We start from the raw sequence: 26,484 nt of genomic DNA on the forward strand, positions 1-26,484 counted from the left end.
GCGGGAGCGACTTCCTCGGAGTCCAGCAGATGAGTGTTCTGCGTCCAGGCGCCGGTCCGTCCGTGTCCACGGCGCCTCCCCTGTCCCCCGCCGTCCGCGACGGCGCCTCCCTCGTCGCCCCGGCGAAGGACGGCCGGCAGCTGGCCGACGCCCTCCTCGCCCTGTCCGACGGCCATGTCGTCGACATCCCGGCGAGCGGGCCGGTGTTCGACCGGTCCGCCAACCGGCGCCGCCGGCTGCTGCGCCGTACGTTCGTACCGGTGCTGAGCCGGCCCGACCGCGCGGTGGTCGCCGTGCTCAGCGCCGGCTGGCTGGTCTGTCTGGCGCTGTTCTGGGTGTGGCTGCTCCAGCCGTCGCACCGGACCAGCGGGCTCGGGATCGCGGTCAACGGCACCGTGCTGCTCTATCTGTCCGTGATGCCGGTCTACTTCATGACCGGCGTCAACCGGCTGCGGCGGGTCGACCCGGCGATCGGCGTACCGCGGCTGCGGGTCGCCTTCGCCGTGACCCGGGCTCCCTCCGAGCCGTGGGACGTGGCCAGGAAGACCCTCCGGGCGATGCGCGCACAGGACTATCCCCACGCCTTCGACGTATGGCTGTGCGACGAGTCGCCGACCGACGAGATACGGACCTGGTGCGAGGAGAACGGCGTCGGTCTCGTCACCCGCTTCGAGGTGGCCGACTACCACCGCACCACCTGGCCCCGCCGGACCCGCTGCAAGGAGGGCAACCTCGCCTTCTTCTACGACCAGGTCGGCTACTGGGAGTACGACGTGGTCGCCCAGCTCGACTGCGACCACGTCCCGGAGCCCGGCTATCTCGCCGAGATGGTCCGGCCGTTCGCCGACGAGGCGATCGGTTACGTCGCCGCGCCGAGCGTGTGCGACTCCAACGCGGAGCTGTCCTGGGCGGCGCGCGGCCGGCTGCACCGGGAGGCCACGTTCCACGGCCCGGCGCAGCTGGGACACAGCGCCGGGCTCGCGCCGTCGTGCATCGGCTCGCACTACGCGGTACGCACCCAGGCGCTGCGGTCCATCGGCGGCATAGGGCCCGAACTGGCGGAGGACTTCTCCACCAGCTTCCTGCTCAACTCCGCAGGCTGGCACGGCGCGTTCGCCATCGACGCCGAAGCACACGGTGACGGCCCGCTGACCTTCTCGGCGATGCTGGTCCAGGAGTTCCAGTGGTCGCGCAGTCTGACCACCGTGCTGCTCGACCTCGTCCCCCGGCATCTGCCCCGGCTGCCGTGGACGCTGCGACTGCGGTTCCTGTACGCCCTGTCGTACTACGTGCTGCTGGCCGCGACCACGGTGGGCGGTCTGGCCCTCGCGCCCATCGCGGCGGTCACCGGCACTCCGTGGATCAACGTCAACTACCCCGAGTTCCTTGTGCGTTGGTGGTCGATCTCGGTCTGGGTGCTCGCCCTGGCCCTGCTGCTGCGGCGCCGCGGCCTGCTGCGCCCCCGCCGGGCGCCCCTCTTCAGCTGGGAGAACAACCTCTACTGCCTGACGCGCTGGCCGCTGATCGCCTGGGGGGTGACCGCGGCCGTCGTCCAGCGGATCAGGCCCCGGCAGATCACCTTCAAGGTCACCCCGAAGTCCGCCGGGGGCCTGGAACCCCTTCCTCTGCGGCTGACGCTCCCCTACCTGGCGACCAACGTGCTGCTGGCCGCGGCGGCCCTGTACGCGGAGACCTGGACCCGCGCGGCCGGCTACGTCTTCCTGTGCCTGCTGGGAGCGACGACGTACGCCGTCGTCGGACTCCTCGTCCCCCTGCTGCACGCCGGGGAGTCCGCCCGCGGCGCCGGTGTCCGGCTGCGGACCGCGGTGGACCGCACCGTGCGGGGCCCGCTGCTGACGGCCGCGCTGGCGGCCCTGCCGGTAGCCGTCGCCATCGCCCGCTATCCCGCCTACGCCAGCGACGTCTTCGGCTGGTAGCGGCCCCCACGAAAGCGAGAATCCCGTGCCCCAGACCGTCCTTGTCACCGGCGGCGCCGGCTTCATCGGCAGCCACACCTGCGTGGAGCTCCTCCAGCACGGTCACGAGGTCGTCGTCGTCGACGACTTCTCCAACAGCTCCCCGGCGGCCCTCGACGCGGTGCAGAAGCTGGCCGGCCGCCCGCTGGTCCTGCACCGGGCCGACCTGCGCGACCGTACGGCGCTGGACGCCGTGTTCAGCGCCCACGCGATCGACTCGGTCATCCACTTCGCCGCCAAGAAGGCCGTCGGCGAATCGACCCGCATGCCGCTCGAGTACTACGACATCAACGTCACCGGCACCGTCAACCTGCTCCGGGCCATGACCCGGTACCAGGTGCGCAGGCTGGTCTTCTCCTCGTCCTGCTCGATCTACGGCGACACCCCCAAGGTCCCCCTGGACGAGTCCGACCCCGCCGCCCCCGCCAACCCGTACGCGCGGACCAAGTACCTCTGTGAACAACTGCTCGCCGACGCCTGTACCCGCTACCCCGAGCTGTCGGTGATCGCGCTGCGCTACTTCAACCCGATCGGCGCCCACCCGAGCGGCCGGATCGGCGAGGATCCGACCGGCATACCGAACAACGTGCTGCCGTACATGGCCCAGGTCGCCGTCGGACGGCTCACGGAACTGCCCGTGTTCGGCGACGACTACCCCACTCCCGACGGGACGGGTGTACGCGACTACATCCACGTCTCCGACGTCGCGGACGGCCACCGTGTCGCCCTCGACCACCTCGACGACGAGCGGGGGCTGCGGGTGTTCAACCTGGGCACCGGCACCGGTGCGTCGGTCCTGGAGCTGCTCGCCGAGTTCACCAAGGCGGTCGGCACCCCCATCCCGTACCGCATCCTGGGCCGCCGTCCCGGTGACGTGCCCACCCTCATCGCCGACCCCGGACGCGTCGAGCGTGCCTGGGGCTGGCGGACCACGCGCGACCTGGCCGCCATGTGCGCCGACGCCTGGCGTTTCCAGCGGCTCCACCCCAGCGGCTACCCCAGCGGTCCCCCCGCCGTCTGACCCGCCTTACGAGGAGGCCCCCCATGCGTCTCACCGTCATAGGCACCGGATACCTCGGTGCCGTCCACGCCGCCTGCATGGCCGAGATCGGCCATGAGGTCCTCGGTGTCGATGTCGACACCGCCAAGATCGAGGCCCTGGCCGCCAGCCGGACGCCCTTCCACGAGCCGGGTCTGGACGAGATCCTCGCCCGCAACGTCGACGCGGGCAGGCTCCGCTTCAGCACGTCACTCACCGAGGCCGCCGAGTTCGGCGACGTCCACTTCATCTGCGTCGGCACCCCGCAGAAGCCCGGGTCCAACGCCGCCGACATGCGCTACATCGACGCCGTCGTCGACGGCCTGGCGCCCCATCTGCACCGCGACACCCTCGTCGTCGGCAAGTCCACCGTCCCCGTGGGTACGGCGGCCCGTCTCACCGAGCGGATCCGCACCCTCGCGCCGGTAGGCCCGGCCGCCGCACTCGCCTGGAACCCGGAGTTCCTCCGCGAGGGCTTCGCCGTCCAGGACACCCTGCACCCCGACCGGCTGGTGGTCGGCGTCACCTCCCCCACGGCCGAGACCCTGCTGCGCGCCGTGTACGCGCCCATCCTGGACTCCGACAGCACGCCGTGGATCTCCACCGACCTCGCCACGGCCGAGCTGGTCAAGGTGTCCGCCAACGCCTTCCTGGCCACCAAGATCTCTTTCATCAACGCCATCGCGGACGTCTGCGACGCGGCGGGCGGCGATGTGACCACCGTCGCCAAGGCCATCGGGTACGACGCCCGCATCGGGCCGCGGTTCCTCTCCGCGGGCCTGGGCTTCGGGGGCGGCTGCCTGCCCAAGGACATCCGCGCCTTCCTCGCCCGCGCCCAGGAACTGGGCGTACAGGACTCGCTGGGCTTCCTCAGAGAGGTCGACGAGATCAATATGCGGCGCCGGCGGCGTACCGTCGACGTGGCCCGCGACCTGGTCGGCGGCTCGTTCCTCGGCCGAAACGTCGCGGTGCTCGGCGCGGCCTTCAAGCCCGACAGCGACGACGTCCGCGACTCGCCCGCGCTCAATGTGGCGGCCGCGATCCAGCTGCAGGGCGGCCGGGTCCGCGTCCACGATCCCGCCGCGATCGACAACGCCCGCGCGGTGTTCCCGACCCTGGACTACGCCCTGGACATCGACAAGGCGTGCGAGCAGGCCGACCTGATCCTCCATCTCACCGAATGGCGGGAGTACCGCGAGCTCGATCCCGCCGCGCTGGCCTCGACCGTGCGCAGCCCGCGGATCGTCGACGCCCGCAACGCGCTGCCGGCGGAGCGGTGGCAGGCGGCGGGGTGGACGGTGCGTGCTCTGGGCCGCGCCCTCGCCGGGGCCTGAGCCCCGGACCGGCACACCGGCACACCGGTGAACCGGTGAACCGGTGAACCGGTGAACCGGTGAACCGTACTCGGACCGAGGAGCCGTCGGAACGCCCACGTCGACGGCTCCTCTCCCGGGTCCCCTCTACGGTGCCGGGTCAGCCCCCATCACCGCGCGGACGCCCTCACTTCTCCGAGCCTGCCACCCGTACATAGGTCACGTCGGGCTCGCCCTCCACCTTCTGGACGAAAGAACGGCCGTCAGCGGACAGGGTGAAGTCCACGCTCTGCGGCGGGCAGCCGGCCGCCGGTGCGCCCTCGATGACCTCGGGCGGCCGGGAGGCGATGTTGGACAGCTGGTCCACGGTGAGGACGTACAACTCGGCGCGGGCCACGCAGCGCGGGCCGCTCGTGTTGGTGAAGGTCGCGATCGGCTCCTCCGCCTTCGGCTCCGCGATGGTGACCCGCCGGCTGCCGTCCGCGAGCTGCCAGTCGCCCAGCCAGTCCTTGTCCACGCTGAAGACCGGCCCAGGGGGGCTCGGCAGCTTCTGCTCCTCCTGATTGGGCTCGGCCTTGGTGAAGGTGCCCGGCGCCGACTCGAAGCTCAGGGCGGTGCCCGCCTTGTTCAGCTTCATGAAGTCCGAGTCGGGGTAGGCGGGGCAGTTCTTGGTCCGGTCGCCCTCCTCGCGGTAGCCGGTGGTGAACTCACCGACCGTCTCGGAGTAGGGGTAAAGACCGACGCGGGTCACACAGCGTTCGCCGCTCTGGGTGAAGAACGTCGCCACCCCTCCGTTCCCGAGCTTCTGGACGGCGACCCGCTGCGAGCCGTCCTCGGACTTCCAGCTGCCGAAGAACTTCTCGGAGAGCTTCTTCGCCGGTCGCGGCTCCTCGGTCGGGCCGGAGAACCCGCCCTTCTTCGACCAGCGCAGGGTCTCGATCGTCTCCTCGCTGGTCTGCACGAAGGAGGCGCTCGCACCCCCCTTGGCCACATTCGCCGTGTCCCAGCCGTCGAAGCTCTTCTGCAGGTTCGTCTCCCAGGCGGTGAACCGCCCCGTGCCGACCGCGGCGATGGACTCCTGGGGCGGCTCGCCGTCATCGCAGTAGGGGCCGAAGTCGGCGATCGCGGCGACCGTGCCGTCGGCGGCCGCCAGTTCGATCCCCTGACAGGCGTCCGACTTCGTGGTGTAGATCAGCTGCGTCTTCGACCACTTCTTGGTCCTGGGGTCGTAGTGCCGCTCGCCGAGGCCCTTCCCGTCGACGTAGCGGACCTCCACCTTGCGGCCGCCCGGCAGCGTGATGACCGCCTTGCCCTGGCCCTCGGCGCGCGTGCCGGCGCTCGACGCCGCGGCGCCCTGCGAGGTGGACCCGTCGTCCGTGAGCGCGTACGCACCCCAGCCGGCCCCTGCCAGTACCGCGGCCAGTCCGCCTGCGGTAAGTGCCGCAGCAGTACGGCTGTACATGCGTCCTCCAGCTTGTTCGCTCATGACCCGGTGGGGTGGCCCGCCTGGGCGCCCCACCGCCTAGACAGCCAGGTCACGCGAACGGTTGCACGGCTCCACCGGATCCACACGGTCGGGTGCCGTCCCGCGCGCCGAAGCGCCGGGAAACCTGGCTGCGCGACGGCCCGGGAGCGCTCCGAATCCCGGAAGCGACTCTTCGCGATCGCCACGACGACCTCAACACTTCACTATTGCGCACGATGGAACGACGTATTCCTCCTCGTCCCCGAATGCCCCTTTTCCCAACTGCCACCTGTTGCAACACCCTTGACGCGCACGCGTCCGCCGGTATGGTCTAGTCCAAGTAGCAAATCCCGTCCCGGCAGGCGCACTTGATCGCGTCTGCACACGGGGTTCATGCTGCCGGCCTTCGCACTCCTGGCCCCCCACCCACGAGAAGCCGACCCGCCGTACCCGGTTCCCCACCACCTCGTACCCCGCGGGTCGACCTGTAGTGAAGGAGTAACCATGCACGCAAGGAAGAAGACCGCCGCCCTCATCGGCGCGGCGCTCGCCCCGGTGATCGCCGTGAGCCTGCCCGCGGCCTCCGCGAGCGCACACGGCTACATCTCCAACCCGCCCAGCCGGCAGGCGCAGTGTGCCGCCGGAACGGTCAGCTGCGGCGCCATCACCTACGAGCCGCAGAGCGTCGAGGGCCCGAAGGGGCTGACGAGCTGCAGCGGCGGAAATTCCAGCTACGCCGAGCTCGACGACGACAGCAAGGGCTGGCAGGTCACTCCCGTCAGCAGCACCACCGAGTTCCAGTGGACCCTGACGGCCCGTCACTCGACCAGCACCTGGCAGTACTTCGCCGGCGGGCAGAAGATCGCCGAGTTCAACGACAACGGCGCCCAGCCCGGCGCGACCGTCACCCACTCGGTGGACTTCGGCAGCCTCAAGGGCCGGCAGAAGGTGCTCGCCGTCTGGAACATCGCCGACACCAGCAACGCGTTCTACGCCTGCGTCGACGTCAACGTCGGTGGCTGACACGGCAGTTCACGGCCGGCGGGCGGCTCCCACCGGTCCGCCCGCCCCGTCAGCCCCACTCCCGTACTCACGGACTCCCCCCACCGTTCCCCGTCGAGGGACATGCGCTGCCCAGCGCCCCGATCCATGGAGTGACCCCATATGCGTCGACGTACGCTCGGACTGCTGACCGCGACCGGTGCAGCCACCCTGCTCGCCGCCCTGACCCTGGCCGCCCCGGCCGAGGCGCAGAAGGACACAGCGGCGGCCGGTTTCGTCGTCAGTGAGAGCCAGTTCAACCAGATGTTCCCGAGCCGGAACTCGTTCTACACGTACAGCGGTCTCACCGCCGCGCTGAGCGCCTACCCCGGGTTCACGGGCACCGGCAGCGACACCGTGCGCAAGCAGGAGGCCGCGGCCTTCCTGGCGAACGTCGGCCACGAGACCGGCGGCCTCGTCTACGTCGTCGAGCAGAACACGGCGAACTACCCGCACTACTGCGACACCAGCCAGTCGTACGGCTGCCCGGCGGGCAACGACAAGTACTACGGCCGCGGACCGATCCAGCTGAGCTGGAACTTCAACTACAAGGCGGCCGGCGACGCCCTGGGCATCGACCTGCTCAACAACCCCGACCTGGTGCAGAACGACGCGGCCGTGTCCTGGAAGACCGGGCTCTGGTACTGGAACACCCAGACCGGACCCGGGACCATGACGCCGCACAACGCCATGGTCAACAGCGCCGGGTTCGGCGAAACCATTCGCAGCATCAACGGCAGCCTGGAGTGCAACGGCGGCAATCCGACACAGGTGCAGAGCCGCATCGACAACTACCAGAAGTTCGCCCAGATCCTGGGCGTGGACCCGGGCGGCAACCTCAGCTGCTGACGCACGAAGCGGCACCCGTCCATACGGCGCCGGCCCTCGTGGCCGGCGCCGTCCGGGTGCCGGGGGTGCCCGCGGATCCGCTGCGGCGCCCGGCCTCGGGGTACGCCATGGGCGAGGAGCCAAGGACCGCGTCGAAGGACGCAGTTCGCCCCGTTCCGGATCATCCACGCATCCTGGTCTAGACCCTTGACGCGGACGCGCGCCCACGAGTTGAATGAGTTCACAACCGGAACCCGTGGTTCAGCAGGCTGAACGCGCGCGCCCGGCCGGCATACGCGCATCCCGAAGCCCCCTTCGGTGAGCGACGCCCCTCCCCCCACCCAGATCACATACGCGGGCAGCGGCCGCCGTCGGCGCGGCGCCCCGCCGCTTTGGAGCACTTCATGTCTTTGTCGCATCGCAGGACACGCTGGTCGCGCCGCAAGGTCCTGGGCGCGGCCGCCGGGGGTACGGCCGCCGCCGCGCTCGGCGCGTTCGGCATCGCCAGGGCAACCACCACGTCCTCGTCCACCGCGGCCGGCAGCACCCCGGGAGATGTCGTCGGGAAGATCACCGTCGGCTACCAGGGCTGGTTCGCCGCCAAGGGGGACGACGCCCCGATCGACGGCTGGTGGCACTGGGCCAAGGACATGGGCAAGGCACCCTCGCCGTCGAACACGGGCATCAAGTCCTGGCCCGACATGCGCGAGTACACCACGACCTACAAGACCGGCTACGCGGACCTCGGCAACGGCAGTCCGGCCGACCTGTTCTCCTCCCACGACCAGCAGACCGTCGACACCCACTTCGCCTGGATGCAGCAGTACGGCATCGACACCGCCGCCCTGCAGCGCTTCAACCCGACCGGCGGCGAGGGCCCGACGCGCGACGCGATGGCGGCCAAGGTGCGCAGTGCCGCCGAGGCACAGGGCGTGAAGTTCTACATCATGTACGACGTCACCGACTGGACGGATATGCAGTCGGAGATCAAGACCGACTGGACCGACAAGATGAAGGCGTACACCTCCTCGTCCGCCTACGCCGTGCAGAACGGCAAACCGGTGGTGTGCATCTGGGGATTCGGCTTCAACGACGACAAGCGCGACTTCTCCGCCTCCGCCTCGCTCGACGTCGTCAACTGGTTCAAGGACCAGGGCTGTTACGTCATCGGCGGCATCCCGCACGACTGGCGGACCGGCGGCCAGGGCACCCGGGCCGGCTTCACCGACGTCTTCCACGCGTTCGACATGATCTCGCCGTGGATGGTCGGCGCGATCGGCACGGCCGCCGACTCGGACAACTACTACGAGAACGTCAACAAGGGCGACCAGGCCGAGTGCGACGCCAAGGGCATCGACTACCAGCCCTGCGTGCTGCCCGGTGACGTCTCCGAACGCCAGCGCGCCCACGGCGACTTGATGTGGCGTCAGTTCTACAACATGGTCCGCGTCGGCGCGCAGGGCATCTACATCTCGATGTTCGACGAGTACAACGAGGGCAACCAGATCGCCAAGACCGCCGAGTCCCAGGACTCCGTCCCCACCGACTCCGGCATCCTGACCCTCGACGAGGACGGCACCGCCTGCTCCTCGGACTACTACCTGCGTCTGACCGGCGACGGTGGCCGCATGCTCAAGGGCGAGATCGAACTGACCGCCACCCGCCCCACCGAACCCGTGCTCTCCGACAAGGTGGTCAGCCTGCGGGCCGGCATCAACGACAGCTACGTCACCGCCGAGAAGGAAGGCGACTCCGCGCTGATCGCCAATCGCACGGCGATCGGCCCCTGGGAGCAGTTCGACATGGTCGACTCGGGCAGCGGCACCGTCGCCCTGCGCTCCCACGCCAACAACCGCTATGTCACGGCGGGTTCCTCCCCGTTGATCGCGGACAGCACCACGGCGGGACGCGCGCAGTCCTTCCAGGTCGTGAAGAACAGCGACGGGACGGTCAGCCTGCTGGCCAAGGCCAACGGCAAGTACGTCACCGCCGAGGACGCCGGGGACTCCGCGCTGATCGCCGACCGCACCGCCATCGGCTCGTACGAGCGGTTCACCCTCGTCACCGGCTAGGACCTGTCCGGTCGGTCACGGCGCAGACGCGGGCTGTGGCACGCACATCTGCGGCGTCGTCGCAGGCCCGGAACCCCTGGCCGCGGTGCGGCCGGGCCGGGCCCGCGACCTGGATCATCTCGCGCCGCCGCGCCCGGCCCAGGCATACTCGGAGCCCGCGGGCCGCACCGGCGCCCGCGGGAACCGGGGAGGTACGCGATGGTGGTGTCGTCGGGGGCGAAGTCCCGGAGGGTGACGATCCACGACGTCGCCCGTTCCGCGGGCGTGTCCCGGCAGACCGTGTCCCGGGCGCTGAACGACCAGGACGGGATCGACGGCTCCACCAAACAGCGCGTGCTCGACGCCGCTCTGGAACTCGGCTACCGGCCGAGCCGCTTCGCCCGCGGTCTGGTCCGGCAGGACACCACCACCATCGGCCTGGTCATCCCGGATCTGTGCAATCCCTACTTCACCGAGGTCGCGGCGGCCGCCCTGGAGGCGGCCCGGGCCCGTGGCTGGCACGTGGTCGTGTACGACACCGCGGACAGCGCCGAGGAGGAACTCGGCACCCTGCAGGTGATCGGCTCCCAGGTGGACGCGGTCCTCGGTTACTTCAGCCGCCCCGAGCAGGAGATCGACCTGTTCACCCGCGGTATCCCGGTGGTGCTCGTCGGCCGTGAGCACCGCACGGCACGGTTCAGCTCGATCCGGATAGACGGCGAGGACGGCGTCCGCGCGGCGGTCGCGCACCTGGTCGCGCGGGGGCATCGCCGGATCGGCATGCTCGATCACGACGGCCGGGCCGAGCCGAGCGTCCGGCGCGGGTGGTTCGGGGCGGCCGCGGCGGCCCACGGGATCGACGCGGACGCCGTGGTCGGGGCGAGCCAGTCGGCCGACGGCGGCGGGGAGGCGCTGGAGACCCTGCTCGCCCTCCATCCGGACGTCACCGCGGTGTTCACCTACAACGACATCATCGCGATCGGCGCCCTGCGCGAGGCGCGACGGCTGGGCAGGCGCGTCCCCGAGGACCTCGCCGTGATCGGCTTCGACGGCCTGCAGCTCGGCACGCTGGTCGCGCCGGCGCTCTCCACCGTCGCCCTCGACACCCGGAAGGTGGGCGCCCTCGCCATCGACCAGGTCGCCCGGCTGCTGACGGGCAGCGACCCGCTCACGGGCGACGACCTCGCCGTACGGGCGGAGCTGCGGCTGCGGGAGTCCGCGTGAGGGGCCACCGCGCGACCCCGTGACGGACGAACCCCGGCCGCGACGAACTCCCCTTTGGAGCAAGGCGACGGCCAGTCGACGGTCACGGAACGGGAGTTGTCCGGCCGCGCAGCCCGTCGCACGCTCCCCCGGACCCGAAGCCGTTCAGCCCCACCGTACGAATGTCTTGACACGAAAACCCGGCGCCCCGCAGACTTCGCGGCAGTTCGTGAACGTTCACGGGACGTGAAGGGTCCCCGATGGCGCTGACTCGACGAAGGTTCCTGACCGGCGCGGCTGTTACAGGTGCCGCGGAGTTCGGAGCCAGTGCATGTACCAGTCCCACCACTGCGAACCCAGGGCATCTGACGCTCTGGTACACCTCCAACGGCCTGTCCGACAAGATCCTCGCCGAGGCGACCAAACGCTTCGCCCGCGACAAGCTCGTCACGTCGCCGGTGAGCGGTGACCTCAAGCAGCGGCTGCCGGCGGCACTCGCCGGCGAGGCCTGTCTGCCCGACATCACCATGCTCGGCGACAACATCTCGACGTACTTCTCCGACAGCGACCGCTTCCGGGACCTCAACACGCTCGGGGCCGAGGCGGTGGCGAAGGAGTATCCGCCCTGGAAGTGGCAGGCGGGCCAGAGCCCCGACGGGTTCCGGCTGGGCTTCCCCCTCGACATCGGGCCCGCCGCCCTCTACTTCCGGCACGACATGGCTGTATGTCCAGGACTACAGCGTCATCATGGCCGGCACGCTCGTCGCGATCGTGCCGCTGATCAACGTGTTCCTCTTCGGCGCCCGGCACTTCATCGCCAACATCGCCGCCGGCGCTCTCAAGGCCTGAGGACCGGGCGCCGGCCCGGCCGGCGCCCGCCAGGGCCTCCTCCTCCCCAGCTCGTCTTCCGAAGGGAATCCATGTCTTCGTCGTACGTCGAGGATCCCGCCCCCGGCCACGGCGCGCTGCCGCCCCGCGCGGCGTTCGCGTCGGACGCGTGGGCGCTGAGCCTGAACGGCAGCTGGCGGTTCCTGCTGTCAGCGTCGATCGCGGCGGCGCCGGACGGGATCGACTCAGATGACTTCGACGACCACGGCTGGGACACGATCCCCGTGCCGTCGCACTGGCAGCTCCAGGGACACGGCAGACCCGCCTACACCAACGCGCGGTACCCCTTCCCGGTCCATCCGCCAGAGGTGCCCTCGGACAACCCCACCGGCGACTACCGCCTGACGTTCGACCTGCCCGCCGACCGGCCCGACGCCCCGACCGTGCTGCGGTTCGACGGCATCGACTCCTGCGCCCGGATCTGGCTCAACGGCCACGAGCTGGGCGTGACCAAGGGCAGCAGGCTGCCGTCGGAGTTCGACGTCGGCGCGCTGCTGCGGCCCCGGGACAACGTGCTCGCCGTACGCGTCCACCAGTGGTCGGCCGGCAGCTATCTGGAGGACCAGGACATGTGGTGGCTGTCCGGGATCTTCCGGTCCGTCACCCTGCTGACCCGCCCGGCGGGCGGCGTCGCCGACTACACGGTGCACGCCGGGTACGACCACCGGACCGGGCGCGGCACGCTGTCGGTCTCCGCGTCCGGCCCGGACGTGCGGATCAGCGTCCCGGAACTCGGCGTGAGAGGCCTGCCCGCCGGGGAGTCCGCCGAGCTCGACGGCATCGAACCGTGGAGCGCGGAGAGCCCCCGTCTCTACGCCGGCGAGGTGTACACGGCGACGGAGCGCGTACCGGTCCGGATCGGCTTCCGCACCGTCACGATCGAGGACGGGCAGCTCCGGGTGAACGGCCGCCGGATCCTGTTCCGGGGCGTCAACCGGCACGAGCACCACCCGGAGTTCGGCAGGGCACTGCCCCGCGAGTTCGCCGTGGCCGACATCCAGCTCATGAAGCGCCACAACATCAACGCCGTCCGCACCAGCCACTACCCGCCCGACCCGGCATTCCTGGAGCTCTGCGACCTCTACGGGCTCTGGGTGATCGACGAGTGCGACCTGGAGACGCACGGCTTCGGCACCCTCGACTGGGCGGGCAACCCGAGCGACGACCCGCAGTGGGCCGACGCCTGCCTCGACCGGATGCGCCGGATGGTCGAGCGCGACAAGAACCACCCCTCGATCGTGCTGTGGTCGCTGGGCAACGAGGCCCACACCGGTCGCAACCTCGCGGCCATGGCCGAGTGGACCCACGACCGCGACCCCTCCCGGCCCGTCCACTACGAGGGCGACTTCGAGTGCGAATACGTCGACGTCTTCAGCCGGATGTACGCCGACCACGACGAGGTCGACCGGATCGGCCGCCGGGTGGACGACGACAACCCCCGCCGCCGCGAACTGCCCTTCCTGCTCTGCGAGTTCGCGCACGCGATGGGCAACGGCCCGGGCGGGCTGCTGGAGTACCGGGAGCTGTTCGAGCGCCATCCCCGCTGCCAGGGCGGCTTCATCTGGGAGTGGCTGGACCACGGGATCGCCCAACGCGACGAGCACGGACGGGAGTTCTTCGCGTACGGCGGTGACTTCGGCGAGCCGCTGCACGACGGCAACTTCGTGATCGACGGTGTGGTCCACCCGGACCGCACTCCCTCCCCCGCGCTCGTCGAGTTCGCGAAGGTCTTCGAGCCGGTACGGATCAGCGCGGGCTCGGGCGGGATCCGTATCGCCAACCACTACGACACGGTCCCGCTCGACGGGCTCGGCTTCTCCTGGGTTCTCGAGGAGGAGGGGGTCGCCCGGGCCGAGGGCCCGCTCGACGTGGGCCCGGTCCCGCCGGGACACAGCGTGGACGTGCCGCTGCCCGCACTGCCCCCGACCACGGCGGAAAGCCTGCTCACCGTACGGGCCGTCCTGGCCACAGGCACCCGCTGGGCGGCAGCGGGTCATGTGGTGGCCTGGGGGCAGGTGCCGATCACTCCCGCGCCGGAGCCCGCCGCGCCGGCCCGCGGCGCGCGGGCGACGACGTCCGCAGGCCTGCTGCGGCTCGGCCCGGGCGCCTTCGACCCCGCGACCGGCAGGCTGACCTCACTCGGCGCTCACCCCGTGGACGGACCGCGTCTCGACCTGTGGCGGGCGCCCACCGACAACGACCGGGGCCCGGACCGGCCCGAGGAACAGCAATGGCGGGCGGCCGGACTGCACCGGCTCCAGCACCGGGTCGCGGGCGTCGACGTCCGCGAGGACGAACTCGTGGTCCGCACCCGGGTCGCCCCGCCCGCGCTCGGCTTCGGCATGCTCGCCGCCTACCACTGGACCGCGGACGCCGGCCGGCTCCGGCTGCGGGTCGAGGTCGAACCCGACGGCACCTGGCCGTGCACGCTCCCCCGGCTCGGGCTGCGGATGGCCCTGCCGGGTGCGTTCGGCACCGCCGAGTGGTTCGGCGCGGGTGCCGGCGAGGCATACTCCGACAGCAGGCAGGCGGCGCGGATCGGCCGGTTCGTGCGGACGGTCGACGCGTTGCAGACGCCGTACGTGTATCCGCAGGAGAACGGCAACCGCACGGATGTGCGCAGTCTGCTGCTGACGTCCGGCGGCGGTGCCGGGATCCGGGTCGACGGCGAGCCGGTGTTCGACTTCACCGCGCGCCGCTGGACGACCGAGGAACTGGACGCGGCCACCCACACGACCGACCTCACCCCGGGCGAACTGGTACATCTGAACCTCGACTTCGCCCAGCACGGCCTCGGCTCCGCCTCGTGCGGCCCCGGTGTCCTGCCCCCGTACCGGCTCCAGGCGCGGAAGGCGAGTCTCACGCTCACCTTCACGCCGCTCTCCTGATCCGCCCCGCAAAGACGCGGCTCTCCCGGCCCCCACGAACACCGCCTTCCTGAACCTCCCCCACGAAATGGAGGCATTGGCCGATGACCGGCATCCCCCACGTACGGCTCGTCCCGCACACCCACTGGGACCGCGAATGGTACGAACCGTTCCAGCGCTTCCGGCTCCGGCTGGTCGACCTGCTCGACGAGGTCCTCGACCGGGCCGAGGCCGACCCGCGGTTCCGCTTCACCCTCGACGGTCAGATGGCCGCCGTCGACGACTACCTCGAAGTCCGGGGCGAGAACCGCGACCGCATCGCCGCGCTGGTGGCGAACGGCCAACTGGCCGTCGGGCCCTGGCAGATCCTGCTGGACGAGTTCCTGCTGTCCGGCGAGAACATCGTCCGCAACCTCGAACTGGGGTGGGCGCGCGCCGGCGACCTGGGCGGCGCCATGCCTGTCGGCTATCTGCCCGACATGTTCGGCCACACCGCGCAGATGCCGCAGATCCTCTCCGCGGCCGGCTTCGAACACGCCTGTCTGTGGCGGGGTGTGCCGTCCGGCGTGGACGGACACGCGTTCCGCTGGACGGCCCCGGACGGCAGCTCGGTGCGGGTCGAGTACCTGGCGGGCGGCTACGGCAACGCCGCCTATGTGTTCGCCGACACGGAGCGGTTCGCCGAGCGGATGGCGGACCTCGGGCGGCGGCTCCAGCCGTCCTTCGGCGACGACCCGGTGCTCGCGATGTACGGCACCGACCACTCGGCACCGGTGGGCTCCCTGGTCAAACTGGTCGCCGGACTCGACCCGGAGTCGGTCGACGTCAGCATCACCACCCTCGGCGAATACGTCACCGCGCGCGACGCGGACGACCCGGCGCTGCCGGTGATCAAGGGAGAACTGCGCAGCCACGCCGCGGCCAACATCCTGCCGGGCGTGCTGTCGGTGCGCCCCCACCTCAAGCAGGCGATGGCACGTGCCGAACGCCTTGTCGAGCGGTACGCGGAGCCCCTGGCCGCGCTCTGGTCGGCGGAGTGGCCGCAGCGGTTCCTCGACATGGCGTGGTGGCGGCTCGTCGACGCGTCAGGGCACGACTCGGTGACGGGCTGCGGGGTCGACGAGACGGCGACGCAGGTGTTCGCACGCGTCAGCGAGGCAGGGCAGCTCGGCCAGGCGGTGCAGGACCGGGTCGTCGGCCGGCTCGCGCGGTCCGTGTCCCGGGACGCGATGATCGCGGTCAATCCCTCGCCCGCCGTCCGGCGCGATCTGGTCACCCTGGACCTGGAGATCCCCGCGGACTGGACGGACGTCTCGGTCGAACTGCCCGACGGCAGGCGGCTGCCCGCCCAGATCGAGGCCCGCAGCGGACGGCTGCTGCACTCGGAGACGCTCGCGGGTCCCGCCCTGCCCTCCTTCCTGCCCCGCATCCACGGCCGTGAGCTGTTCGGCCTGGAGGTCACCGGCTGGACCTGCGATCCCGACCGGCGCCTGCTGGAGTTCTCGCTGGCCCGGCACGGCGGCGACGCGCCGTTCGACGTCGAGGCGGTGCGTACGGCGGTGACCGGCGCCGAAGGCGAGTGGACGGTCCAGCTGCTCCAGGCCGAGCGCCGCACGGTGACGAGCCTGGTCGAGGCTCCCCCGCTCGGCTGGACCTCGCTGCGCCCGGTACCCGGAGCCACCGAGGTCGAGCACGCCGTACGGACCGAGGGCCGGACGCTGACCAATGGCCTGGTCACCGTCACGGTGCTCGACGACGGCACCCTGAGGATCGCCTCGGCGGACGGGACGGTCCTCGACGGCGTGGGCAGGATCGTCGACGGCGGCGACCGTGGCGACAGCTACAACTACGCTCCGCCCGGCCGGGACACCGTGCTCGATGTCCCGCGGTCGGTGGAGGTCGACACCGGGGTCGACGGCCCGCTCTACGGCACGCTCACCGTCGTACGCACGTATGACTGGCCGGCGGCGGTGGACTGGGCGGCCGACGCGCGCACGGCCGACGTCCGGACCGGCACCGTCCTCATGGACGTGGAGCTGCGGGCCGGTGAGCCGTTCGTACGGTTCGACCTGATGCTGGAGAACGCCTCACTCGACCACCGGGTGCGCTTCCACGTCCCGCTCGCCCGGCCCGCGTCGGCCTCGCACGCCGAGGGGCAGTTCGCCGTGGTGGAGCGCGGCCGGACGGCCGAGGGCGGCTTCAGCGAGTACCCGATCCCCACCTTCCCCGCGCACGGCTTCGCCGACGCGGGCGGCGCCGGACTGCTGCTGACCCAGGCCTGCGAGTACGAGCTGCTCGAGGGTGAACTCGCCCTGACCGTGCTCCGGAGCACGGGGCAGCTGAGCCGCAACGTCCACCCCTACCGCGAGGAGCCGGCGGGGCCGCAGATCCCCACCCCGGAGGCCCAGATGGTGGGGACCACGACGGTCCAGCTGGCGGTGCTGCCGCACGCCGGCGACTGGTGCGACGGCGGTCTGCTCGACGCCGCCGAGCGCTATCGGCACCCTCTGCACGCGGCTCTCGGCACGGGTCCGCTCGACTCGGCTCCCGCGTCCGGCGAGGGAATCTCCGTCCAGGGGGCGGTGCTGACCAGCCTCCGGCGCCGCGACGACGCCCTCGAGCTCCGGCTCGTCGCCCAGTCGCCCGACGCCTCGACGGCGGTCGTACGTGGCCCGTTCACCTCGGCGCGGCGGTTCGATCTGCTCGGCCGCCCGGAGGCGTCCGTCCCGGTCGAGGACGGCGCTCTCCGGCTGCCCCTGCGGCCCTGGGAGATCGCGACGGTCAGAGTCTCCTGACGGCACCGGGCGCACCGGGCGCCGGGGATTTCACCGGCGCCCGGTGCGCGTGGGAGCGCTTCCGCTCACGTCCCCTGCGGGTCTGCTCACGTCCCCTGCGGGCACGAGCGGGAGTGCTCCCAGTAGCGGCGGGTCTGCTCGCTGTCCTCGTCGTCCCCGCCGGGGGCGCCGCAGGTGCACTGTCCGGCGCGCGGGTCGATGAGGTCGGCGGCTTCGCGGTGGCCGGCCTCCCGCAGTCTGGTGGCCAGGTGGTGCGCGTAGTCCTCGACGAGGTGGGCCGCGTCCGTGGCGGTGTGCCCCGTGCCGTCGCGGCGCAGCTCCTGGATCAGTCTGGCGCGCGCCATCATGGGTCGGCCCTTCTTTCGGCCGGCCGCCGCCGGGTGCGCGCCGCTCGGTCGCGGAGAGTCTACGGCCGGGCGGCCACACGGGGCCCGGCCCGCCGAACGGGGGCCCGCGCCCGGACGGCAGCGCCCGCACAGCGCCCCGACACGACCGGAGGCCTCCGTTCGGGCGGTCTGCTTCGGCCGGTCACGGCACCCCGTCGAGCCCAGGACCTGCCGATTCCGGACGATACGCAGTGCGCGATCATGACATTGGGGGCGAAAAGTCGCACTTGTCGCGCCCCACCGGCCGGGGCGTGCTAGGCTTGATCGCAGTTGCAGTTGTGGTTCCCGTTGACTTCAAGTGCCTTTGATGACTTCTGTCGTCGGGCACTTTTGTATTTCCGGTGCTGTTTCCCGGACGGGGTCATTTGCGGCGATGCGGGGGTTCACACAGTGTGAGCCCCCTGGGCACTGCCCTGAAGGAGATTTTGACATGGCTACTGGCACCGTTAAGTGGTTCAACGCGGAAAAGGGCTTCGGCTTCATTGAGCAGGACGGTGGCGGCCCCGACGTCTTCGCCCACTACTCGAACATTGCCGCGCAGGGCTTCCGTGAGCTTCAGGAAGGCCAGAAGGTGAACTTCGACGTCACGCAGGGCCAGAAGGGCCCGCAGGCGGAGAACATCACTCCCGCCTGACGCTGAAGCGCTGAGGCAGCTGGGGCCCACACCGTACGGTGGGGCCCCAGCTTGCTGCTGTTTGCGGGGTGTGTGCCCCGCCGCGCGGCTCCTGTTCCGCGCCCACCACCCGGCCCCCCTCACCTCTTCCGGTGAACCCCGGCACTCCGCCGCCAAGGGCCGTCGATGACGCCGCCGGCATGACCGGCTTCGTCTGCCTGACATCCGGCTCGTTCTTGCAATTCGTTCGGCTCGCGTTCGCCGAGAATTCCTCGATACGTGCCATATCGAGGAAGGTTCTTCATGAACCGCTCAGCTCGTACGAACGACCGTTTTTCCAGGAGCCGCAAGGACGGCTCCGCCGGATCCGACCGCGGAGCCCGCTTCCGCCCGCAGGGGCAGGGGCGTCCCGGCGCCCGCGCGAACGGCTCCGGGCGCCGCCCCGCCGCACTTCAGGGTGAATTCGCCCTGCCCGTCACCCTCACCCCGGCCCTTCCCCCGGTGGCCACCTTCGGTGAGCTGGACCTTCCCGCCGAGCTGCAGACGACGCTCGCCGGTCTCGGCATGAACGAGCCGTTCCCCATCCAGGCCGCCACGCTGCCCAACACCCTCGCCGGCCGTGACGTCCTCGGCCGCGGCCGCACCGGCTCCGGCAAGACGCTCGCCTTCGGCCTGGCGCTTCTCGCACGCACCGCCGGACAGCGTGCCGAGGCCCGCAAGCCGCTGGCGCTGGTCCTCGTCCCCACCCGGGAACTGGCCCAGCAGGTCACCGACGCGCTGACCCCCTACGCCCGGTCTCTGAAGCTTCGGATGGCCACCGTGGTCGGCGGCATGTCGATCGGCCGGCAGGCCGGCGCACTGCGTTCCGGAGCCGAGGTCGTCGTCGCCACCCCGGGCCGGCTCGCGGACCTCATCGAGCGCAAGGACTGCCGGCTGGACCGGGTGAACATCACCGTCCTGGACGAGGCCGACCAGATGGCCGACATGGGCTTCATGCCCCAGGTCACCGAGCTGCTCGACCAGGTGCGTCCCGACGGCCAGCGCATGCTGTTCTCGGCCACGCTGGACCGCAACATCGACCTCCTGGTCCGGCGCTACCTCCACGACCCGGTCGTCCACTCGGTCGACCCGTCCGCCGGCGCGGTCACCACGATGGAGCACCACGTGCTGCATGTGCACAGCACCGACAAGTACGCGACCGCCACCGAGATCGCCGCCCGGGACGGACGCGTGATCATGTTCCTGGACACCAAGCACGCCGTCGACCAGTTCACCAAGCACCTGCTGAACAGCGGTGTGAAGGCCGCGGCGCTGCACGGCGGCAAGTCGCAGCCCCAGCGCACCCGGACCCTGGCGCAGTTCAAGAGCGGCGGCGTGACCGCGCTGGTGGCGACGAACGTCGCGGCCCGCGGCATCCACGTCGACGACCTCGACCTCGTCGTCAACGTCGATCCGCCGGGCGACCACAAGGACTACCTGCACCGGGGCGGCCGTACCGCGCGCGCCGGCGAGTCCGGCAGCGTCGTCACGCTGGTGCTGCCCAACCAGCGCCGGGACATGACCCGTCTGATGTCCGACGCGGGCATCAGGCCGCAGATCACCCAGGTCCGCTCCGGCGAGGCAGAGCTGAGCCGCATCACCGGTGCCCAGGCCCCCTCCGGGGTTCCGATCGCCGGCGGCGCACCGGTCACGGAGCGCCCCCAGCGCGGCGGTGCCCCCTTCCGCGGCATGGGCACCCGCCCCGGCCGCGCCGGTGGCGAGTCCCGCCGGACCGCCGAGGCACGCCAGACGGCCGAGGCCCGCAAGGCCGCCCGGGTGCGCCGCGGCGTCTAGGGTCTGCCCGCGCGGAATTCGTCCCCGTGACCGTCCGGTCACGGGGACGAATTGCGCCGGTGTGGCAGTTGGCTCGCCCACCCCGGGTGGGGTGGGCGAGCGCCGTGCCCTAAGGGGCCACCGTCTGCCAGCTGTTGTTGGTCACCGTCGCGGTGAAGCCGCTGGAGTTGCTGACGAACGCGGAGCGTCCGGAGGCCAGTCCGGTGAGGGTGTTGCCGGTGATCGTGGCGGAGCCGCTGGGCGCCGGGTAGTTCGGCGGAGCGACCACGATCCCGTTGCGCCCGGGAGAGGTGATCGTGTTGTTCTGCAGCAGCGTGTTCTTCGACGTGGAGAAGCCGACGGCGTCGTAAAGCGAGTTGGCGATGGTGTTGCCCGTCGCGGTGACCTTGTCCACGGTTCCGACCTGTTGGCCGTCGCTGGCGTTGCCGATGTGCACGGTGGGCTGGGTCTGGTTGTAGGCGTTGCCACCGGACCTCACGATGACGTTGTTCTTCACCGTCGCGGACGTCAGATCGCTGCCGTTGGTGCCGAACCGGCCGGCGGCCAGGCCGATGAACCGTGAGGTGTCACTGACGTAGTTGCCACTGACGACGTGACCGCTGCCGCCGAAGATCCCGACGCCCTTGCCGCCCCACGGAGCGATCGCGGTGTTGTTGGTGACCGTGGCGTTCGTCATCGGGGGGAAGTCGATCCGGGTGCCGCTGCCGTTGATCTGGTACGCGGTCGAGTTGATCGCCAACGAGTCGTCACCGGCGCCGCGGATGAAGTTGTTGGTCGCCGTCAGGCTGTTCCCGACCTGGCTCTTGCCGCCGCTGAGCGACTGGTTGTTCAGGTTGATCCCGTCGGCCCAGGTGTCGGTGAAGCGGCTGTTCTGCACCTTGCCCCCGGTGCCCGACGCCCAGATGCCGGACATGGTGTGCTGGGCCCACATGCCACTCGTCACCCAGTTGGTGCCCGTGGTGTCCATCGCACCCCCGTCACCACCCAGAAGGTAGTTGCGGCTGATGGCGTTGGCGTCGATGTGGAAGTTCTGCACCGTGCACGAGGTCACCGAGAACAGTGCCGCCAAGCCGACGTTGTTGGGCAGCGGCACATCCCGGTAGATGGTGCTGTACCACATCCCCGCCCCGGCGATCGTGATCCCGGTGGCCGTCAGGCCGGAGGTGCCCTTCACGTAGAAGGTTCCCTGCGGGATCCAGAGGATCTTCTTCTGGGACTGCGCCTGGTTGATGCAGTTCTGGATGGCGGCGCGGCTGTCCACCGACCCGCCGGCGGCCGAACCGTTGGTCGGGGCGGTACTGGCGACCGCGCCGCAGCTGGTGATGGAGATCGAGCCGGCGGGCTGTGCGAGGGGCGCCGGCGGGTTTTCCACGTCGATGACGTCGATGTCGTAGAAGGCCGCGGAGTTGGCTGAGTCCTTCTTGAGCTGGAACGTGCTGCCGGCCGGGATGGGGGTGCCGGTGACGAAGGTGTGCGACTCGTCGAAGAAGACCCGGGGACGGCCGTCCGCCGGCTTCTGGTTGTCGCTGCTGTTGTAGGCGGCGCCCTCGTATATCCAGGTCTGCTTGGAGTTGAGGTTCAGCGTCTGCCGGAACGTGCCGTTGACGTACAGGTTCAGTGTGGCGGTGATGCCGCCGCCCGAGGCGGAGTCGGGGATGCTGGCGCGCACATTGATGTAACTGATCGGCTTGCCCGTGTTGTTCGTCCACTGCACCGACTGCCCGGCGCCGCTGAGGTGGGCGTACGCGTGGCCGGACGCCTCCAGCGCCGCGCTCGAATACTGCGTCGTCGGTGCCGCGGTCAGCGACACCTTCGTCGCGCCACCGCCCAGGGTGCCGGACTCGCCCTCATAACTGCTGAAGGGAGTCGTGGCTCCCGCTGCGGCGGCCTCCGTCGCAGGGGCCGCCGCGTTCGTCGCGTGCACCGTGTCCGCCGCGGCGACGTGCGCGTGGGGAGCGGCGTCTGCTGGTGCGGCGGACATCCACGCCGTTCCCGCCAGGGCGAGGGCGAGGGCGGTCACCGGCAGTCTGCGCCGGACGCCGGCTGTGCGACGTAGAGCTCGGAAAATGCCATGCATTGCTTGCTCCTGAAAATGTGGGGGTGGAGTCAGTGTTCCGCCGAGGCCTGCACGAGGAGGCACGTGGTGTGCATGACCGGCGAACGAATGCGCCTCGTCGGTACCCAGAGCCGCGCCGGTCGAGGTCCGGTGGGTGATCAGTGGCGCGGTCCGCCGGCGTTGGCCGGTAGTGGGCGCGCGAACGCCGGCGGACGATGCCCGGTGCGGCTCAGCTCGGCAGGCCCAGGGTGGAAGCGGTGCCGCTGAGGGTCTTCACGCCCTGGTTGGCGGTGCCGGTCAGGCGGGTCGAGGTGTACGACGACAGCGGCTTGGCGGTGCGCTCGACCACGTAGACCGAGCCGGCCGTCGTGGCGAAGGTGAACTCGGCACCGGAACCCGAGGTGATGATCGCGCCGTCCGACGCCCTCCGGACCCGCACCTGTTGCCCGCTCCACGGATTGACGACCGTCGCCTGCTTGCCGTACTGGCTCTTCAGCCCGACGTACTTGACCTCGCCGCCCTCACGCTCGGAGCTGACCTGGAAGCCGTCCTTGGCGAGAAGCGTGAACTTGCCGGCGAACGACGAATCGCTGGGTACGGCCGGGAACACCCGGATCTTGCCGTTGTAGCTCTGCAGGAGCGACTCGTTGAGCGCCGTGAGGTGCACACCGAGATACTCGAAGACGCCGTTGGTGTTGTTGGTCATGCCGTTGGGGTAGTTCTGGTACTTCTGCAGCATGGTCTTCATGCCCTGGTAGGCCTGGTTGCCCAGGCCCAGCCGGGCGGCCTGCACAGCGTCGTTGGACCACACGTTGCCGTAGGGGAAGGGCCGCTGGTTCCAGGTGTTGAGTGCCGTCTGGTAGTCGGGGGCGCCGATGCCGGTCAGGTCGTAGGGCCAGATCAGCTCGGCGGAGACGTTCTCGTTGTTCCTGGTCTGGGACACCGGCGGCTGGTGCGGCTGGTAGGCACTGCTCGAGACCGAGTACGGCGCCAGGTGGTCGAGCACGTTCTGCCAGGTCGTGCGCAGCCCTGAGTCGACGCCGAGCTGCTGGCTGACCTGGATCGCCAGCGGGAACATGCTGCGCACCGCGGCCAGGTCGGTGATCGCGTCGCGGACGTTCCAGTACGTCTCGTGGGAGTTGGAGTTGGTCATGTGGTAGATGCCGGTCGAGGCGTCCCGGGTCAGCATGGCCGAGTAGAACTTCGCGGTCTCCCGCATGAACGGATAGGCCACGTTCTTCAGGTAGTCGGCGTCGTTCGTGTACCGGTACCGCGTGTACATGCTGTAAGCGGCTTCATAGCCGGTGGACAGGATGTTCTTGGTGTAGTCGCTGTTGACCGTGCCGCGCGCGTTGCCGTCCCAGCCCATGGTCTCCGGCACCCACAGTCCGTCCACGCCGTATCGCGTCTGTGTGTACGACTTCAGCGCGTTGTAGTTGCGGCTGTAGAGGTTGTTGTGCCGGTCGACCAGATCGGTGTGGTTGGAGGCGAAGAACGACAAATAGACGTCGCGTTGGTTCCAGTACCAGTAGGCGTTGCTCCACTTGGTCTTGTCCTGCGTGGAGCGGAAGACGCCGTTGATGAAGTGGGACGGGTAGCTGCCGTAGCCGCCCGCCGCGATCATGTAGGTGGAGAGGTAGTAGACGTTCTCCAGGTAGTCGGCGTCACCGGACAGTCCCGAGTACTGCACGAACGACTTGGCCCAGAACGCGTGCCACCAGTTCTTGTAGTTGGTCAACGTGGTGGCGTAGCCGGTGGACTTGACCGAGCTCAGCTGGTTGCGGGCCTGGGCGACCGAGTCCTTGTTCGGCGCGTTGATCCGGCTCGCGGCCGTGAACCAGATCGTGTAGCTGGAGGTCGGGGTGATGGTCACCCGAACGGTCCGGGAGTCGACCACCTTCGTGGAGAAGGAGGCGCCCTCCACCGTGGCGGCCAGGGTGTAGCCGAAGCCGTTCGGGTCCGCCTGCCCGCGACTCAGCCCGGCGACGCTCGCATCGGCGAAGGTGGAGACGGTCTTCCAGGTGTTCAGGTCGGGCACGTCGGCGACGTTGGTGACCGTCGCCGGGTCCCACATGCTCAGGTTGAAGGAGACGCTGGACACTCCGCTGCGGGAGTCGTTCACGTGGATGCCCATGACCTCCGAGTTGGGCGAACCCATCACGGTCACGGTCCGGTTGGCGTCGTACTTGGTCACCTGCGTGCCGTCGTACAGCGACAGCCGCTGCTGGTAGGTGGAGTACCCGGTGTCCATCGCCGGGCTGGTCGAGAGGTTCACCAGCCCCGCCGCGTATGCCGATTGCTCGGCGAGGTCGACCCCGGACGTCTGCATCGTCAGGCCGTTCTGGCTCCAGGCCATCGCGCCCGTACGGCCGTTGCCCACGGGCAGACCGTACGCGGGGTTGGTGTTGGGCTTGTTGTACACGATGTCGTGCTTGGCCAGATAGCCGGCGTAGTCGACGTTCAACGCGCCGCTCGTCTGATTGAACGCGGCGTCCGTCGTCGAGGCGGTTGCCGGGGCGGCGGTTCCACCCGCCAGCATCCCCGCGACGAGCGCGAGCAGCGGCAAGGACCGCAGGAGTCTTATCACCATGAACACCCTTTTCTGGTGGCGGGCTCCGCCAGAACGGCAGAATGCGGCGGGCAGAGGCGCACGAATTCGACATAGGGGCACATTGAAGTCGTACGTACATGCAGGCGAGTGGATTGACGCCGTGCAGGCATCTTCTTCCTGGCGCAGCCGAAAGCGTTCCGCTCCGCGCCTTCGCCATCAGGCAGGCGCACACATCCCGTTGCACGCCTGTCATGTCCAGTTAACATTGGACGTATTTCCGCGTCAAGGCTCGTTCGGGCCCCTGAGACAGGCATTGATCCAAGGTCGACCCATCAAAGATGGGATGACTCGGAGGGCCCGCAGACCGGAGCGGGTGTGGCGGCCCGGACTGCGACGGGAAAGCCATATTGGAAAATAAGGAGCCTGACAAACGGAGGTCCGATTTCCAGGTCCATGAATAAGTGCACGCTCCACGCCTTGTTCCGGCGCGTGAATTCCACTGCTTTCGCAAGGCTCCTGCTGGACAGGCGGCCTGCCGCGGAACGGCTTGCTGTCCACGGGCTTCGGCGACGGCCGCCGGGCGTCCGGCCGTAAACGGCTGGGAACGCGTCACCGTCCGTACCGGGCGTGGCTTCCGGCGCCGACGGACCGGCCTCCGCCGTGGATGTGGCGCCGGCTCAGGACGCGGCGACCGCCGGTTCCAGGACGGCTTCCGCCAGCACATGAGCGCCCCGGCCGGGGCTGACGTCCAGCTCCAGCAGTACCGCGGGGACGGTGATGCCGGCCAGCAAGTGCCGGTAGAGAGCCAGTATTTCGTGCTGCAGGTCCAGTTGCGGGGTCAGTGTCGACACCATGGCGTTCATGCCCCCGTAGGCACCCACCGTGATCCGCGCGGTCTCCGCCGGGTCGACATGCAGCAGCAGCTCGCCGCGTTCCTTCGCCTCGGCGAGCACCCGGGTGTTGCGCTCCACCCACTCGACGTACGGGGAGCTGCGGTTGAGCCCCGGGATCTGCTCCAGCGAGAGCCGGGCACTGGCACGCAGCAGCGGGTCGTTGACCAGGAGGTGCGTGTAGATCAGGCCCATGTCCACGTACTCCTGGACCTTGTACCGCTGCGGGGCGGGCACGGGTGTGTCACTGACCTGCGCGTCCAGGACGGCGTGGGCCAGGGCCTCCTTGCCGGCGAAGTGGAAGTACAGGGCCCCCTTGGTCAGGCTGGCCCGTTCCAGGATGTCCGTCAGCTTCGCCGCCTGGTATCCCTTCTCGTCGAAGACGGCCGCGGCCGCCTCCAGGATCAACCGGCGGGTGCGAATCGCTCGATCCTGCTTCACCACTGGACGTACCGCCCCTTCACGCCGACCGGTCGGGGGCATCGCACGCTCCGCCGCGGTGTCGTCTTTCGTGTCACCTGCAAAACCTAAACCGCGCAGCAGGTATGTCGGCAAGGCCTGTTCAGGCGCGGGCAACAGGCAACCGCTTGCAAAGTAAACCGGCAGGTACGTAACGTTCTGCGCGGCGGACAGGACCATTCGCACTGCTCTACGCGTCACCGGGGGAAGCTCATGACCGAGTCGTTCGT

General features: G+C 70.0%; 16 protein-coding genes. 11 read left to right on the forward strand and 5 right to left on the reverse strand.

The window, feature by feature from the left end; all coding sequences use genetic code 11:
• Positions 1 to 29 precede the first annotated feature (29 nt).
• From ACFVYF_RS17820 to ACFVYF_RS17830, 3 genes are read left to right on the forward strand one after another with little or no spacing between them, the layout of a single operon-like run.
• Positions 30 to 1,937, forward strand: a complete 1,908-nt coding sequence (locus tag ACFVYF_RS17820) for a glycosyltransferase family 2 protein (protein ID WP_389456287.1) — start codon at positions 30 to 32, stop codon at positions 1,935 to 1,937.
• 25 nt (positions 1,938 to 1,962) lie between these two features.
• On the forward strand, positions 1,963 to 2,997 hold the full coding sequence (gene galE, locus ACFVYF_RS17825) for a UDP-glucose 4-epimerase GalE (RefSeq protein WP_389456289.1): 1,035 nt from the start codon (positions 1,963 to 1,965) through the stop codon (positions 2,995 to 2,997).
• A 23-nt stretch (positions 2,998 to 3,020) separates the two neighbouring features.
• Entirely contained in the window at positions 3,021 to 4,349 is a 1,329-nt protein-coding gene (locus ACFVYF_RS17830; RefSeq protein WP_389456291.1) for a UDP-glucose dehydrogenase family protein, read from the forward strand.
• Between the two features lie 166 nt (positions 4,350 to 4,515).
• Here the strand turns inward: ACFVYF_RS17830 and ACFVYF_RS17835 are convergent, their stop codons facing one another.
• Complete coding sequence (locus ACFVYF_RS17835) at positions 4,516 to 5,790, reverse strand: hypothetical protein (protein ID WP_389456293.1); 1,275 nt, start codon at positions 5,788 to 5,790, stop codon at positions 4,516 to 4,518.
• Positions 5,791 to 6,297: 507 nt separating this feature from the next.
• On the opposite strand from ACFVYF_RS17835, the gene ACFVYF_RS17840 reads away from it, so the two are divergent.
• The 6 genes from ACFVYF_RS17840 to ACFVYF_RS17865 all read left to right on the forward strand — a co-directional run bounded on the left by ACFVYF_RS17840 (position 6,298) and on the right by ACFVYF_RS17865 (position 17,466).
• Positions 6,298 to 6,816 (forward strand): lytic polysaccharide monooxygenase auxiliary activity family 9 protein, encoded by a 519-nt coding sequence (locus tag ACFVYF_RS17840; protein ID WP_389456295.1) that lies wholly within the window; start codon positions 6,298 to 6,300, stop codon positions 6,814 to 6,816.
• Between the two features lie 141 nt (positions 6,817 to 6,957).
• A complete protein-coding gene (locus tag ACFVYF_RS17845) occupies positions 6,958 to 7,683 on the forward strand; it encodes a chitinase (protein WP_389456297.1) in 726 nt (241 codons plus the stop codon).
• 383 nt (positions 7,684 to 8,066) lie between these two features.
• Positions 8,067 to 9,734: a xylosidase gene (locus ACFVYF_RS17850; RefSeq protein ID WP_389456298.1), complete on the forward strand. Its 1,668-nt coding sequence runs from the start codon at positions 8,067 to 8,069 to the stop codon at positions 9,732 to 9,734.
• Positions 9,735 to 9,932: 198 nt separating this feature from the next.
• Positions 9,933 to 10,937 carry a LacI family DNA-binding transcriptional regulator gene (locus ACFVYF_RS17855; protein ID WP_389456300.1) on the forward strand — a complete coding sequence of 335 codons (1,005 nt, stop codon included), beginning with the start codon at positions 9,933 to 9,935 and terminating at the stop codon, positions 10,935 to 10,937.
• Between the two features lie 899 nt (positions 10,938 to 11,836).
• Positions 11,837 to 14,692: a glycoside hydrolase family 2 TIM barrel-domain containing protein gene (locus ACFVYF_RS17860; RefSeq protein WP_389456301.1), complete on the forward strand. Its 2,856-nt coding sequence runs from the start codon at positions 11,837 to 11,839 to the stop codon at positions 14,690 to 14,692.
• A gap of 83 nt (positions 14,693 to 14,775) precedes the next feature.
• Positions 14,776 to 17,466: an alpha-mannosidase gene (locus ACFVYF_RS17865; RefSeq protein ID WP_389456303.1), complete on the forward strand. Its 2,691-nt coding sequence runs from the start codon at positions 14,776 to 14,778 to the stop codon at positions 17,464 to 17,466.
• A gap of 86 nt (positions 17,467 to 17,552) precedes the next feature.
• Here ACFVYF_RS17865 and ACFVYF_RS17870 read toward each other — a convergent pair whose 3' ends face one another.
• Complete coding sequence (locus ACFVYF_RS17870; RefSeq protein WP_389456305.1) at positions 17,553 to 17,813, reverse strand: hypothetical protein; 261 nt, start codon at positions 17,811 to 17,813, stop codon at positions 17,553 to 17,555.
• Between the two features lie 469 nt (positions 17,814 to 18,282).
• Here ACFVYF_RS17870 and ACFVYF_RS17875 point away from each other — a divergent pair, with 469 nt between their 5' ends.
• Both ACFVYF_RS17875 and ACFVYF_RS17880 read left to right on the forward strand, forming a co-directional pair.
• Positions 18,283 to 18,486, forward strand: a complete 204-nt coding sequence (locus tag ACFVYF_RS17875; protein WP_062705208.1) for a cold-shock protein — start codon at positions 18,283 to 18,285, stop codon at positions 18,484 to 18,486.
• A gap of 282 nt (positions 18,487 to 18,768) precedes the next feature.
• Positions 18,769 to 20,298 (forward strand): DEAD/DEAH box helicase, encoded by a 1,530-nt coding sequence (locus ACFVYF_RS17880; protein ID WP_389456306.1) that lies wholly within the window; start codon positions 18,769 to 18,771, stop codon positions 20,296 to 20,298.
• 109 nt (positions 20,299 to 20,407) lie between these two features.
• Here the strand turns inward: ACFVYF_RS17880 and ACFVYF_RS17885 are convergent, their stop codons facing one another.
• The 3 genes from ACFVYF_RS17885 to ACFVYF_RS17895 all read right to left on the reverse strand — a co-directional run bounded on the left by ACFVYF_RS17885 (position 20,408) and on the right by ACFVYF_RS17895 (position 26,236).
• Entirely contained in the window at positions 20,408 to 22,318 is a 1,911-nt protein-coding gene (locus tag ACFVYF_RS17885) for a hypothetical protein (protein ID WP_389456308.1), read from the reverse strand.
• Between the two features lie 265 nt (positions 22,319 to 22,583).
• Entirely contained in the window at positions 22,584 to 24,944 is a 2,361-nt protein-coding gene (locus tag ACFVYF_RS17890; protein WP_389456310.1) for a glycoside hydrolase family 95-like protein, read from the reverse strand.
• Between the two features lie 638 nt (positions 24,945 to 25,582).
• Entirely contained in the window at positions 25,583 to 26,236 is a 654-nt protein-coding gene (locus tag ACFVYF_RS17895; protein WP_389456311.1) for a ScbR family autoregulator-binding transcription factor, read from the reverse strand.
• Positions 26,237 to 26,484: the final 248 nt, after the last annotated feature.

The organism is Streptomyces sp. NPDC058274 (assembly GCF_042881375.1).
Lineage (GTDB): Bacteria > Actinomycetota > Actinomycetes > Streptomycetales > Streptomycetaceae > Streptomyces.

What these genes read in the sequence shown, in the direction of transcription:
- ACFVYF_RS17845 (WP_389456297.1), top strand. Translation starts at nt 6,958, where the DNA reads ATGCGTCGACGTACGCTCGGACTGCTGACCGCGACCGGTGCAGCCACC.
- ACFVYF_RS17850 (WP_389456298.1), top strand. Translation starts at nt 8,067, where the DNA reads ATGTCTTTGTCGCATCGCAGGACACGCTGGTCGCGCCGCAAGGTCCTG.
- ACFVYF_RS17875 (WP_062705208.1), top strand. Translation starts at nt 18,283, where the DNA reads ATGGCTACTGGCACCGTTAAGTGGTTCAACGCGGAAAAGGGCTTCGGC.
- ACFVYF_RS17840 (WP_389456295.1), top strand. Translation starts at nt 6,298, where the DNA reads ATGCACGCAAGGAAGAAGACCGCCGCCCTCATCGGCGCGGCGCTCGCC.
- ACFVYF_RS17820 (WP_389456287.1), top strand. Translation starts at nt 30, where the DNA reads ATGAGTGTTCTGCGTCCAGGCGCCGGTCCGTCCGTGTCCACGGCGCCT.
- ACFVYF_RS17835 (WP_389456293.1), bottom strand. Translation starts at nt 5,790, where the DNA reads ATGTACAGCCGTACTGCTGCGGCACTTACCGCAGGCGGACTGGCCGCG.
- ACFVYF_RS17890 (WP_389456310.1), bottom strand. Translation starts at nt 24,944, where the DNA reads ATGGTGATAAGACTCCTGCGGTCCTTGCCGCTGCTCGCGCTCGTCGCG.
- ACFVYF_RS17830 (WP_389456291.1), top strand. Translation starts at nt 3,021, where the DNA reads ATGCGTCTCACCGTCATAGGCACCGGATACCTCGGTGCCGTCCACGCC.
- ACFVYF_RS17855 (WP_389456300.1), top strand. Translation starts at nt 9,933, where the DNA reads ATGGTGGTGTCGTCGGGGGCGAAGTCCCGGAGGGTGACGATCCACGAC.
- ACFVYF_RS17880 (WP_389456306.1), top strand. Translation starts at nt 18,769, where the DNA reads ATGAACCGCTCAGCTCGTACGAACGACCGTTTTTCCAGGAGCCGCAAG.
- ACFVYF_RS17865 (WP_389456303.1), top strand. Translation starts at nt 14,776, where the DNA reads ATGACCGGCATCCCCCACGTACGGCTCGTCCCGCACACCCACTGGGAC.
- ACFVYF_RS17870 (WP_389456305.1), bottom strand. Translation starts at nt 17,813, where the DNA reads ATGATGGCGCGCGCCAGACTGATCCAGGAGCTGCGCCGCGACGGCACG.
- ACFVYF_RS17860 (WP_389456301.1), top strand. Translation starts at nt 11,837, where the DNA reads ATGTCTTCGTCGTACGTCGAGGATCCCGCCCCCGGCCACGGCGCGCTG.